This window comes from Chamaesiphon polymorphus CCALA 037 (genome assembly GCF_003003845.1).
Taxonomy (GTDB): domain Bacteria; phylum Cyanobacteriota; class Cyanobacteriia; order Cyanobacteriales; family Chamaesiphonaceae; genus Chamaesiphon; species Chamaesiphon polymorphus.
Genome location: NZ_PVWO01000122.1, coordinates 1 through 12,907, shown reverse-complemented (window position 1 = coordinate 12,907; position 12,907 = coordinate 1). Strand labels below are relative to the sequence as shown.

Below are 12,907 nucleotides of genomic sequence, written 5' to 3'. Positions count from 1 at the left end.
TTCTGAGGGCGAGAATATGTTCGCAGGGGCCTTTAAATAGCTTGTTTTGTTGATGCCAATTACAGGTACAATTAGCAGCAATCAATCGCTCGTCGCGATCGATCTCGGCGGTGGGGTTGTATGTTTGCGATCGATATTTGAGCGTTCCGGCTAGATGTAATGTTCCGTTGGTATCGATACTCGAACTATCGACTTTAACAACTTTGTTTGTAATAAATTCGCTGGCGGCTGATTCGCGATCGTTGGCAAATCTCAATCGATCGATCGGCAGTGGTGATTGTGTTAATTCGCGGACGCGATATACTTGTTTATTTAGATCGTAAATCGCGCGTCCGGCTTGAGTATAGGCACTCAAGGCACCCAAAACGACACTGCGATCGAGTTTTAATCGTTTAGCCAGAGCATCTGGAGATTCGAGCCAATTTTCTTGCAATCCAGCGAATACTTTTTGCTTTGTCCAATCATCGACAGTAGCGCGGGGAGCCATCAGATCGAAATTTCCGGCTTTTGCCCAATCATTTGCCGTCCAACCTGATAAGCCGAGGGTGAAGGATAAATCGTGAAGATCGGCGACGTAGAATGAGGGTAAACCCGTGCCTAATAAGTGGACGGTAAATTTGCGCGCGACGGGAATTAAGCGTTCTAAAATCAACAAGCGGCGGCGTCCCCAAACGCGAATTTCTTCGGGTTTATTGCCATGATAAAACGATCGATCGCAAACAACTTCCAGATTCCACGGCTCGAAAATTACTCTTACTGGTTCGCCCGGTTTGAGGATATATTTCATGCTCCGAGGGCCGTGTTTTTCTTTGCGGCGACGGAGGACGAAGCAGAGATTATAGATGTCCATCGGGTGGAGATCGAAGCTAATTGCGGGCAAGGACATCGCTGAATTGACTTACAAGAAGCCGCGCACCCACGTATCGGGTAAATCGATTTTCACCTCTTTATAAGCCACCTCGCCCGCAGTTTGGACGCCAAAACCGGAGGGATCTACTTCAAATACGGTGGATTTATAGGTGCGGATTTTTTGGAATTCGTCATACAGCGCGGCGGAATAATCGACATTTGTCGTACCGCAGGCGAAGTCGCCGACGTTTTTAAAAACCTCGTAGCTGGCACCGAGTCGCCCGTAGCTGGACTCATCTTGGCTGAAACACTCGAAGAATACTTCGTCAGGATGGACGGTAATGACGGGATCGAGGACGAACCAAGCATCGCGATCTTTTTGGTACAGATAGTCGAAATAACGCCCCACTGATTTGTAGTATTCGCTCGATCGTTCGGAGCTACGACGGCGCAATTCGCTCATTTCGGCATCGAGTTCGCGCAACCTATCCGTCACGGTTTGCCGCTGGGTGGCGATGAGTTGCCAGTCGATTTCATTGCGTTGCGCCGCCCATTCTTTGTATGCGGTTTTATCTTTAGGCTGAAATCGCAAATCGGAAACAACGACATCGTGCAGCGCACTTATCGCTTCGCGGAAGGCGATATTTTGCCGCAGTTCGCCGCGAAAATAAGTGGGTGTGCGGGAGACATCGGGTGCGAAAGACATGTTCGTGCGATCGCCATTACCGGATATGCTACTACTACCTGAATAACTATAATTAAATTCCATTTTTCTCTCTTTCTGCGCCCTCTGCGCCTCTGCGGTTAAAAATAATAAATTAAAGATGAACTATTTACGCCTTGACAGGTAAAGCCTTAACCGAAATCGGTACCGATAATTGCGGATACAATTGATGAATCTTGAGCAAAGTTTCCAACGCCCGCGCCTTTTCGCCGATCGCGATCGAAGCCGATTGTCTGGTTAATAATTCAATGACTACTTTAGCCGCAGATTCACTTTTAATCGCTTCGCTATTGAGGAAGGCAAAGATTCGTTGTTTGGCGACACGAGCGCGATTGACTTGGGCGAGAACGCGGGTAAAATAGGGCGTCAATTCTTGCAATCTGTCGAGATTTCCGGCTGCATAATCTTCGAGATATTGACTGGCGAATAACTGCATATCGGTGGTGGGATGTTCGCTAAATTTGAGCAGATATTCTAAACCGTCTTGTTGTTGAAAACAGCTTCCAACTAAATCGCGTCCGAATTTACGCACGTCTTCGCGATTGCTATCGCAAATACTAATTACGACTGAGGGGCTAAGTTCGGTGGGGGTTAGCAATTCGCCAAATAGTTTGAAACCAAATTGGCGGGAGTCTTCCCATTTAGATGCCATTACCATTGTTGCTGCGAGTAAGTCCGCAGGTTGTTGGCGCAAGCGCGGTAAGATTTGCTCTAACATTTGCCAGCCAGCGACGCGGATTGCCAGAATTTCATGATGGGTGAGTTCGGCAATTTGTTCGGTGGCTAATGTATCTGCCCACCGGGTACTATTTACTTGCAGGATTTTTCCTGCCAGATCTTGGCTGGCTGTAGCTGGAGATGTGAGTAACGTCCAGGTAATTTCGGGGCTGGTAACTGCCATCCAATTGGGTAGATCGTTTTGCAATAGTTGCGAGATGGACGTATGCAGTCCTTCGTGTGCTTCGGGTGCTAATAAGATCGGAATTAAGCGATCGAGTAAAGTAGTCGTAAAGGCTGGATGAGCTGCGGCGATCCGCTGAATACTCGCCCGAATTGCCGATCGCATTTCGGGAAGTTCGTGAGTGACTAATGTCAGAATTAGTTCGATGCGATCGAGCAAAAGTTCGTCTGGTAATTGTCCGAACAATTGGACGCCGATAACGCGAACTGAGGCAACTGGCGATTCTAATAAAGCATCGATTAAACCGGGCGGTAGATCGATCGTTTGAGTCTGATGGTTGAGTAAGATTTGCGCGCCACAAGTTTGGAGAACTGGCAGCGGATGGCGGAGTAAATCGAGGACGATTTCTAAACCGATCGATCTTAAGGCGACACTAAAACACGTAATTAATGTTTGAGTGGCATTTTCGGCGATCTGTTCTCGCGTTGTATCTAAAGTTAATAACTCAGCAATAATGCGCACAATTATCGTCCGTGCGGTATCCGCCGGAAAAATTGTATTGCTTAATAATTGTCGAACAAATAACTGTGTATCTGCTTCGGGACTGACAATTAAGCCTGCAATTAAGCGATCGTCGGTAATAAATCGATCGATCTGGGCGCGAATCCAATTATGTGCTTCGCTGCGAGCGGGTGCATAAGCACAATTGGCGATCGCCAGAATCAGATCGGCTTGAGGATTGTCGGGTTGATAGCGCGATCGAGCCAACTCAAAGCCAAATTGAGCGGTAACTTCATAAGGTTTGGCTAATAGTTGCATTAAGATATCGATCGAGATGCCTTGGCAAAATTCGGTACAGGTTCTAATTGCTTTGACGGCAAATTCATGAACTGGCTGGCACTGACTTTCTGATAATAGTTGGAGTAATAAATGTGGCTGTTGCTCCCATAATTCTGGGAATGCCTCTTCCCGAACGTTAGGAACCGGATCGCCAATTTTATATGTAGATTTGCACCGCCAGACATCATTGGATGGCGGTAATTCATAGCGCGGACTATTAGTATAGAGAATATGATTGAATGCTAAATAAGCCGCATATTTATCCCAACTAATTCGGCGATTGCGGCGTTCGGTGTGGTGCCAATAATTTGATTCGCGGATGGGCGTAGCATCGAGATCGCTATATTGTAAGAGGATATCTACTGCGAGGGAAACATATTCCGATCGATTTAATTCGCCTAAAGTTTTGAGCGATCGCCAGACTCTACGTCGTAAATAATCGCGTGTTTTATTACTATAACCTAATCGACAATTCGGTTTAGCCATTTCCGCCTGAAATGCACCCGTTGGAGTGGATTCATATTGACCTGTTTTGGGATTCCTCGCCCAATTTTGTGTCCTCAAGTATTCATCCGTATTGGGAATGTAAATACCGTAATAATTGCTATTGTAAAATGCGGGAGTTCGATCGAATCGATAAGTAAGAATGCCAAATACTTCGGCGTCGTGGCGATATTCGGCGATTTTGAAAATGTGTCGCAACCGTTGAAAATAATTAGGCTGCAAGGGTGCCTGTCTGACTATCTCTAAAATAGCGGGGCGAGTATATTGGCTATCGATCTGATACAACAAATCTATTACGTCAAATTGAGGTGGCGTGGCGGTGGCGAGATAAGTTTGTAAAGCCTCGATAATGGCGGCGGAAGCGGCACCTTGCTCCACTAAACCGCGCAATGGCTTGGGTAATTTCACGGTTAGCTCGTTACGCAACGCCCGCGCACCTTCAGGATTGAGTTTGAATAAAGCTTCGAGGGCAATGCGGCGGATGTGAGCTGGCGTATCGGCTTGACGGTAGATCGCGTCTAACATCGGCATCGCTTGGGCATCGCCGCAATTGCCCAATGCCCAAGCGATACTGTAATTCGTCAGCGGATTGCTGCCCCACAATTGCATGAGTAAAGGTGTCGCTGCGGCTAATTGTAACTCTCCCGATCGCCAGATCGCCCGATCGATTTTCCATTCCTTTGGTTTGGAGATCGCATTGCGGTTATTTACCGCCAACATCAATCTGGCTAAGACCGCTCGATTGCGCGTATCCGGTTCGTCGATGTTAACTGGCACAGAAACATTCGCTGCAACGGCTTCAGGTGCCACCGTACCCGCTTCGCGATAGCCTTTAGTTACTTTCGATCGAATCAGTCGCTCGAACACCCGCTGCGCCTCATTTAGCGGGACTGCTGCTACTGTCTCTGCCCCTTCGCGCAGATTTCCACCCCGCCTACCATAGCGGTAATTCACCATATATCGATCGGGTGCTACTTGGCACAGATCGACTTCATAGACTTTATCCGAACTACCTGCTTGATAAACCAGGGTGGTGCGTTGAATTAGTTGCATAGACAAGCTTTAAAGAATTGAGAATTGCGGATACGCGCACGCCTTTGTTTCCCGACGGTTTGCGGATGCGCACCAAGGAGAAAATTGATAATTACTTCTCCCTAAAAGACAGGGGAGGCGTTATACCTATTTTTCTTGCTAACAAATTCTCGATACTATTGTACTATACACTCGCTCGACTGACAATCGATCGTTACATTTTGCAGACTCCACATACAACAAGGCTTTGCCACAAAAAAACTGTAACTCGCAACTTAGGTTCCTCTAGCGACACGGTTGACCGTTCGTACCCAAGGCAATCGGACTGGGAATCGGACTGCCGATTATCGATGTGCTACAGGTAACTCGGGCGGGATTGCGATAATCACGGTAGCTACGACCGAAGGTTCCGCCATTGTCATAAATCGTAGTTGTCGTGCTCCCATAGTAACCATTGGTCGGATAAATATTCGGATTTACCGATTCGTATTCGATCGTCCGATTATTGTAGTTGCCATCGGGAACAGTAGAGGGGACGTAAATTATCGTCGAAGAGTAACCAGTTGAAGGAAAAGGTTGGACGAATACGCCTTGTGCTCTCACCGCTCCCGTTCCCAAACAAGTAATAATTGTCGTAGCAATCGCCGTTAAGTAGATCGAAATTTTCATGATTAACTATTAGTAGAAATTATTCACTAGCTAATTGTTCGAGTCATAGATCGATACTTCAAGATAGAGATTGCGCTGACAAAATCTCTACTAAGTGTCGATCGATTTTGCCCAATCTTGTGCCCAGGCAAGCGTTTGATGAACTCGATCGAGTGTTAGTGCTTCGCAATATAGTCTCAGGACTGGCTCGGTACCACTAAATCTAATTAATAGCCAACTATCATCAACCAGATTAAATTTGTACCCATCAGCAAGATTGCGATCGCATACTTCTATGTTAGCAATTTTATTAAATGGCTGGTTTTCTAACTGCGCCATTAGTCGTAGTCTGACATCCATATTTTTGAGATGGATATCGACACGATCGTATTGAAAATGATAGTCAGTTTGAGTTTGGAGTTGACCGTACAAATCGCTGAGAGCTAGATTAGATTTAGCGATTGCTTCGAGTAGATATAAAGCCGAGAGCAAAGCATCGCGTTCGGGAATATGATTGCCATAACCGATACCGCCCGATTCTTCACCCCCAATCAGGACTGAGGTATCTAACATCCGATCGGCGATATATTTGTAACCGATTGGTGTTTCATAAATTGGCAAGTTATATAACTTCGCCATTCTGGGGACGAGATTGGACGTGCTCACTGTCTTGATAATTTCGCCTGTAAATCCCCGTCGTTTGACTAGATGCTCGATCAGAATTGGAATCAAGATTTGCGAGCTAAAAAATTCGCCAGAGCCATCTACTGCGGCAATTCGATCGCAGTCGCCATCAAATACCAGCCCTACTCTTACTCCTTGCTTGGTATTATGGCTGCGAATCACGCGCATTAATTGCGACAGATACTTCGGTAATGGCTCTGGCGCACCACCATCGAATAAGGGATCGGCATTACTATTGAGTTCGATAATGGGCGTGCCTAACAGCCGTTCTAGCCCCGTACTAGCGGCACCGTGCATGGCATCGGCAAATACTGTCAACTTACCTGCGGCAATCGCTTGTTGAATGCTGGCGAGATCGACTTTGCCACGCAATTCCTGACAATAACTCGCCCACGGATCGAAGGTTGTCAGCGTTCCTGGTGTAGTCGGTGGCAAAGTCTCGCCCAATCTAGCTTCGATCTGTTGCGTCATTTCTGGCGGTACCGAACCACCAAAATTGCCTTTAACTTTTAACCCTAAATAGTCACCTGGATTGTGGCTAGCGGTGATGACCAGCGCGCCGAGGACATTCAGACTGTGTGCCGCCCAACTAAATGCAGGTGTCGGCGCGTAAGTGTCGCTCAAAATAACATCAAATCCAGCTTGCTGTAGAGTAACAGCCATCCGCTTGGCAAAGATTTCGGCCATGAATCTGCGATCGAAACCGACGATTATCGTGCGATTGCCTGTCTTGGCTGTATAAGTATCTGCCAATACGGCTGCGGCAATCGGGGCAACCATTAGCAATCGATCGAATGTAAACTCTGCGCCAATTACGCCCCGCCAACCATCTGTCCCAAATTTAATCGCGTTCGCACTCATGTTTCCACATCATCTAGCAACTTCACTATTTTACAGATGTGGAGGATATTCTCATATCCCGATAATACTGAATTTATCGACCGATAGAACCCATTTGAGATCTTTTTAGATCCTGGTGGTGGAGGGTGGGTTTTGTCCGATCTCCTACAGTAACATCGACATTGACTAGCATAAACCCACCCCTACAGATCTATACAAAAGACAAAATGACGCATTTTGCACACCAACCGTAGAGATCTCAAATGGGTTCTATATTGCTATCTTATTTTTTAGTACCTGTAGTAATGCACCAATCTTGACTCGATCGATCTGAATTAGGCTGGTTAGCAACTCGATCTTTTTTCGATTGGGCTGATAATTTATTCGATCGAGTTTTAGCTTTTTCTGTAGTCGAACGTTCTGAATCGGTTGAATTTAGATCTTTGGGATTAGCAGAAGTACTAGAAAATTGAGGTCGTGGAATACACCAATCTTTGCGTTCGGAGAGAGCATTGCCAGCCTGGATGAGTAATTGCTGCGATTGTTGGCCGATATTAGCACCAATTGGATCGAGATATTGATGCGTAAATCGATCGAGATCGCCGACCGCTTTACGGAGCGACTGAGAACTTATTTGCCAACTTTGACCGCTAAATTTAGTGGTAATTTCGATATCTTCATCGACGAGAAAAACGTGTTTGGCAGAAATAGTTCCACCAACGAGTAGAGCAATAATTCCGATCGAGAGCCAATGGGATGGATTTTTTTTAGCTACCTTTTTATCGGGCTTTTTTGCGACCTTACCAGCAGATGTCATGTTGATTGGGTGACGAGATGGACGAGTTCGGGCAGAATCAGTTTTTCCATGCCCAATTGTACTGCACCTCGCGAACCAGGTAGCGAGAAAACGAGTAAGCGTCCGTAAGTACCTGCGATCGCTCGCGAGGCAATCGCCCGCGATCGGATCTCTTGATAGCTGAGGAAGCGAAAGATTTCCCCAAATCCCGGTAAAGTTTTGGTCAGGATACCAGAAATCGCCTCGTAGGTGTTATCGCGGGGAGAAATGCCCGTACCACCATTGAAGACGATCGCGTTAATTGTCGGTACTGCGGTAGCCGCAGCCTCTAGTTCGGCACAGATCCGCGTTGGTTCGTCAGGAATAATCCGATACATGCCAATTTGATGCCCAGCCGCTAGTAGCAATTGTTGGGCTAATTCACCGCTGCGATCGGTATTGGGCGTGCGCGTATCGCTAACGGTGACGATGGCGCAATTAACCACGATTGGGCTGGAATCTGGATGCGGCTGGGCAGAACGTTCGGCTGCGCCAGAACTGAGAGGATCGTGCATAATTGAAGCTAATTATTCAGCCTTTGTAAAGCCTAGACCATTTGCTTCGGAGTAGCGTTCCATAAAGCGCATGAATCGATCCCACTCTGCCGTAGAATTCATGATATAAATGGCTTCCAATGCTTCGGGTTTACCATTGACAAATTTGGCTTTGACTTCCCGAGTCACGATTTCGCCTTCTTCATCGATCATGTACAGCCCAGTGACTTCTTCGGTAACGTCATTACCAAGAATGGCAGGCTTCTCGAAGTAAAATGATGCTTTACCCTGCTCGCCAGTGCGAGATTTGGTGAGTCGAACATCGGGAACGACAGGCTCGGTGGTTCCTCTAGAAAATTGGATTTCGGCCATGAATTAAGTTGGATAAGGTTATTTTCATATCCTAATCGATCGAGAGTTGTAAATTTGAATCAATTAAATCCTTATGCTTGGATCGATCGCTCGTTAGCGACGATAAAGCAGGCAAATTGGTATCGCTCTGTGCGATCGATCGATAGTTTACCTGGCACGGAGGTAACGATCGACGGACGCGTCTTACTCAATTTTGGCAGTAACGATTATTTGGGCTTGGCTGGCAACGAGCGCACGATCCGCGCGGCGATGGCAGCGACGCAACAATTTGGGACGGGAGCCACGGGTTCGCGCTTGACGAGCGGACACAAGCAACTCCACCATAAGTTAGAGCTAGCGATCGCCCGTTTAAAGGGCACTGAAGCTGCCTTAGTCTTCAGTTCTGGATATTTAGCCAATTTGGGAACGATCGCGGCTCTAGTGGGCCAAAAAGACCTGATCTTGAGCGATCGCCTCAATCATTCCAGTCTCAAAAATGGCTCGCTCCTGAGTGGTGCGACGACGCTCGATTACCAGCACTGTGACATGGATTCGCTGCGTCACAATCTCCAGTTACATCAGGCCAATTATCGTCGCTGCCTAATTGTCACCGATACCGTGTTTAGTATGGATGGCGATTTGTGTCCGTTGCCAGAGTTGATGGAGTTGGCTACCGAATACGGGGCGATGGTTTTGGTAGACGAAGCTCATGCTACGGGCATTTTTGGAGCGACTGGCGCGGGTGCCGTCGAGCATTATCATCTAGGCGATCGATCGATCGTCGAAATGGGTACGTTAAGTAAGTCGTTGGGGAGCTTGGGCGGCTATGTGGCTGGCAGTGCCCAGACGATCGAATTTCTCAAAAACCGCTGTGCGAGCTGGATCTATACCACGGGACTCTCCCCCGCCGATACGGCTGCGGCATTGGCTGCGATCGAAATAGTCACGACAACGCCCCAACTCCGTCACCAATTGTGGCAAAATGTGAAATATTTAAACGAACTATTGACAAGATTGCCCCAAGTCAAACTCATTCCCTCGGCATCGCCGATTATCTGTATTGAGTTACCAGATCCTCACACCGCGATCGCCATCGGCGAGAAACTCCGTCAAGCCGGAATTTTCGCTCCAGCGATCCGACCGCCCACCGTACCGACGAGTAGAATTAGATTATCGCTGATGGCAACTCATCAACAGTCACAATTGGAACGACTAGTTAACGCGATCGAGCGGATATTCAGCGAAACCGAAGTGAGCTAAAATGTTGATGTAATAATTTGACGTCTCAAACGCTCGATCGGGTTGTAGATGCCCCATTTAGATCGGGCAATTACTTACTCTTTACCCTCTTTTTTAAGTTTTGGCCAAACCAAACTCCCGCTTTGATTTTGAACCAGCAAACCAAGCCACTAAACAATTAGTAAACCAGATGCCTGGTTGGTTGCGACTATCGTTTATCCGAAGTTGGGTGTTCTGGGCAATTATGACCCTTGGGATTTCGGGTGGCTTAGTCTATTTGGCATTAGGCTTATTGCTAAATCCCAAAGCAGTACCTAATTGCCCCGAAATATTCGTGCCGATGTCTTCAGCATCTTTACGCGTTTATTGCGGACAATTAGCTGCCAGCAAACAAACCTTAACCGATTTGGTAGCAGCTCTAAATCTAGTCAAAGATATCCCCGCCAACGATCCGACGCGCGGTTATGTCGATAGCAATGTCCAGCGGTGGTCGCTGTCCATTCTGCGCTTGGCCGAAGCAACCTATCAAGAGGGTAACTATGATGAGGCCGTAAATGCAGCCAAACAAGTTCCGCCAAATGTCCCAGCCCATAAAGTTGTTTCTAAACGACTGGCACAATGGCAACAAACCTGGACTAAAGGTATCGCGCTCGATAAAGAAACTAGAGCATTATTAAATAGCTCTAAGTGGGTGAATGCTTACTCAGTCGCCGTCAAATTAACTCGCTTAAACAATCGCTATTGGGCAACAACCAAGTACCAAGAACTAGCCGACTTAGTCCAAATTGCTAAAGCTGACAGTGCCAAGTTGGACGAAGCCCGTCAATTAGTTAAGACTACCGACATCAAAACCCTGCTTAAAGCGATCGAAATTGCCAAGAAAGTCGATCCTAAAAGTTTTGCTCAGACCGAAGCTAAAACTTTAATCGGCACAGCAGCCAGCCAAATGTTAAAGCTAGCTAGAGCCAAACTCGATAAAAATGACTGGCAAGGCGCGCTCGAAATCGCCAATCAAACACCCGAAGTCTCACCCATTAAAACCGAACTTCAGGATCTCATCAATCTATCGCAAGCTCTCTCTCACGCCACAAATAGCAGCATTGCCGAACTAGAAACAGCAATTTCGTTAGTTCAAGGAATTGGCGCGAATAGTTCGATGTACCAACGAGCGCAGCAATCTACAATCGCGTGGCAACTCGAAATTCAGGATCTCGCTGCTCTCCAGCACGCCCGCAGCTTGGCTACAACTGGTACTGTCAAAGATCTTCAAGCTGCAATTATGGAAGTGCAACGGATTCCGGCGAGCAATCCGCGCGGCAAAGAAGCCGCTCAAGTCGTCAGTGAGTGGCGTAAACAAATTGAGACAGTCGAAGATACTCCATACATCACCGCCGCAGATAAACTTGCCGCAACTGGTACGGCGGCGGGAGTCCAAAATGCGATCGCCCAACTCAATCAAATTCGCCCCGGACGCGCCCTCTACCCTCAAGCCCAACAAAAAGTTCAGCAATGGACAGCCGCGATCCAACGTGCCGAAGATGGCCCGATCCTCGCTCAAGCCGAAAGTTTGGCCAGTAGCGGCGATTTGAGTGCTGCTGTTGCCATGGGACAACGAATTCGCAGGGGTAGAGCCATGTACGCTCAAACTCAAGAACGCGTAAATGATTGGCAAGCCCAACTCCAAGCTGCGAACAATTTAGCTTCAGCACAAAGATTGGCTGGTAACGGTACGCCCGAATCCTTGCTGGGTGCCATTCAAGCCGCTGCTAGAGTACCTAAAAGTTCGCAATTGCGATCCCAAGCCCGACTGTTGATGGATAACTGGGGTGCTCAAATGTTAGAAGTAGCCCAAAGTACCGCTACCAGCGACCTCCGCCGCGCGATCTCGATCGCCAAAGCAATCCCATCAAATACTTCAGCCTACGGTTCGGCTCAAAGCTACGTTCAGCAATGGGAGCAACAACTCAATCCCGAACCAACTCCCAGTCCGAGCGAAACCGAGAATAGCGATAGCAATAGTATCTTGGGGAATTAGTTTGGGAATAGTGGATAGTTGATAGTTGATAGTGAATACTGAAGAGGCTGTAGGGGTGTCCCTGTCTTGTCTTGTCTTGCCGTCGCGAGATAAAGGCTCAGCTTGGAGCCGCTTCTTAAAAGAAGTTGGGGGTGTTGCAGTAACGATCGAATTCCCCTAATAGCCTTGGCGGTTGTTATAACAAAGGACGGTCAGAGGTAGTTATCAATTATCAATTATCAATTATCAATTATTGAAAGATTTTGTTAAGTTAAGAGCATAAGTTAACGAAAATCTCGCTACTATGGATATCATTCGCATTCCCGTTTTATCAGACAACTATATCTTTCTGATAATCGATCGCGATCGCCAGATTGCCGCAGTTGTCGATCCGGCAGAAGCAGCCCCAGTAATCGCCGAACTCGCCCACCATCAAGTGTCGCTCGTCGCCATTTTTAACACCCACCATCACGGCGATCACGTCGGTGGCAATAAAGACTTAATCGCCGCATTTCCCGACGTCCGCGTCTATGGCGGTGCCGAAGATCGGGGACGCATCCCCGGACAACAAGTATACTTGGCAGATGGCGATCGCGTGGAATTTGGCGATCGAGTCGGTGAAGTTTTCTTTATCCCCGGACATACTCGCGCCCACATCGCTTATTATTTCCCACCTGTCAACAGCAATGAAGCAGGCGAACTCTTCTGTGGCGATACGATTTTTGCAGGGGGGTGCGGACGCTTATTTGAAGGTACTCCCACACAGATGGTGAGTTCGATTTCCAAATTGCGCCAATTGCCAGACAACACCCGAATCTGGTGCGCTCACGAGTATACATTAAGCAATCTCAAATTTGCCATCACTGTCGATCCTGACAATCAAGAACTCCAACAGCGATTGGTAGACGTTACCGCTGCACGTCAAAAATTAATTCCCACCGTACCAACTTCG

At 47.5% G+C, this 12,907-nt stretch carries 9 protein-coding genes and 1 pseudogene; 3 read left to right on the top strand and 7 right to left on the bottom strand.

All coding sequences use genetic code 11. The features are described from left to right. From C7B77_RS31705 to psb28, 7 genes and pseudogenes are all read right to left on the bottom strand, one after another. Window positions 1-1,618: pseudogene (locus C7B77_RS31705) on the bottom strand (SWIM zinc finger family protein); the annotation flags it as partial. 64 nt (window positions 1,619-1,682) lie between these two features. Further along, window positions 1,683-4,871 (bottom strand): WGR domain-containing protein, encoded by a 3,189-nt coding sequence (locus C7B77_RS11675; protein WP_106304476.1) that lies wholly within the window; start codon window positions 4,869-4,871, stop codon window positions 1,683-1,685. 264 nt (window positions 4,872-5,135) lie between these two features. Then, window positions 5,136-5,519 (bottom strand): hypothetical protein, encoded by a 384-nt coding sequence (locus C7B77_RS11670; protein WP_106304474.1) that lies wholly within the window; start codon window positions 5,517-5,519, stop codon window positions 5,136-5,138. A 90-nt stretch (window positions 5,520-5,609) separates the two neighbouring features. After that, window positions 5,610-7,043 carry a phosphoglucomutase/phosphomannomutase family protein gene (locus C7B77_RS11665; RefSeq protein WP_106304471.1) on the bottom strand — a complete coding sequence of 478 codons (1,434 nt, stop codon included), beginning with the start codon at window positions 7,041-7,043 and terminating at the stop codon, window positions 5,610-5,612. 262 nt (window positions 7,044-7,305) lie between these two features. After that, window positions 7,306-7,839, bottom strand: coding sequence for a hypothetical protein (locus C7B77_RS11660; protein WP_106304468.1), 534 nt, complete (start codon window positions 7,837-7,839; stop codon window positions 7,306-7,308). Beyond that, on the bottom strand, window positions 7,836-8,372 hold the full coding sequence (locus tag C7B77_RS11655) for a MogA/MoaB family molybdenum cofactor biosynthesis protein (RefSeq protein WP_106304465.1): 537 nt from the start codon (window positions 8,370-8,372) through the stop codon (window positions 7,836-7,838). The genes C7B77_RS11660 and C7B77_RS11655 overlap by 4 nt, the downstream gene beginning before the upstream one ends. Before the next feature lie 12 nt (window positions 8,373-8,384). Beyond that, window positions 8,385-8,723, bottom strand: a complete 339-nt coding sequence (gene psb28 / locus C7B77_RS11650) for a photosystem II reaction center protein Psb28 (RefSeq protein ID WP_015161531.1) — start codon at window positions 8,721-8,723, stop codon at window positions 8,385-8,387. 54 nt (window positions 8,724-8,777) lie between these two features. On the opposite strand from psb28, the gene bioF reads away from it, so the two are divergent. The 3 genes from bioF to gloB form a co-directional block, all read left to right on the top strand. Beyond that, complete coding sequence (bioF, locus tag C7B77_RS11645) at window positions 8,778-9,962, top strand: 8-amino-7-oxononanoate synthase (protein WP_106304463.1); 1,185 nt, start codon at window positions 8,778-8,780, stop codon at window positions 9,960-9,962. Window positions 9,963-10,185: 223 nt separating this feature from the next. Then, window positions 10,186-11,976 (top strand): chromosome segregation ATPase, encoded by a 1,791-nt coding sequence (locus C7B77_RS11640; protein ID WP_146138278.1) that lies wholly within the window; start codon window positions 10,186-10,188, stop codon window positions 11,974-11,976. A gap of 283 nt (window positions 11,977-12,259) precedes the next feature. Continuing rightward, window positions 12,260-12,907 (top strand): hydroxyacylglutathione hydrolase (gloB, locus tag C7B77_RS11635; protein ID WP_106304457.1); only part of this gene is annotated, 648 nt, incomplete at its 3' end.

Coding starts and splice junctions, on each gene's coding strand:
- C7B77_RS11675 (WP_106304476.1), bottom strand. CDS start 4,871: ATGCAACTAATTCAACGCACCACCCTGGTTTATCAAGCAGGTAGTTCG.
- C7B77_RS11670 (WP_106304474.1), bottom strand. CDS start 5,519: ATGAAAATTTCGATCTACTTAACGGCGATTGCTACGACAATTATTACT.
- C7B77_RS11665 (WP_106304471.1), bottom strand. CDS start 7,043: ATGAGTGCGAACGCGATTAAATTTGGGACAGATGGTTGGCGGGGCGTA.
- C7B77_RS11660 (WP_106304468.1), bottom strand. CDS start 7,839: ATGACATCTGCTGGTAAGGTCGCAAAAAAGCCCGATAAAAAGGTAGCT.
- C7B77_RS11655 (WP_106304465.1), bottom strand. CDS start 8,372: ATGCACGATCCTCTCAGTTCTGGCGCAGCCGAACGTTCTGCCCAGCCG.
- psb28 (WP_015161531.1), bottom strand. CDS start 8,723: ATGGCCGAAATCCAATTTTCTAGAGGAACCACCGAGCCTGTCGTTCCC.
- C7B77_RS11640 (WP_146138278.1), top strand. CDS start 10,186: ATGACCCTTGGGATTTCGGGTGGCTTAGTCTATTTGGCATTAGGCTTA.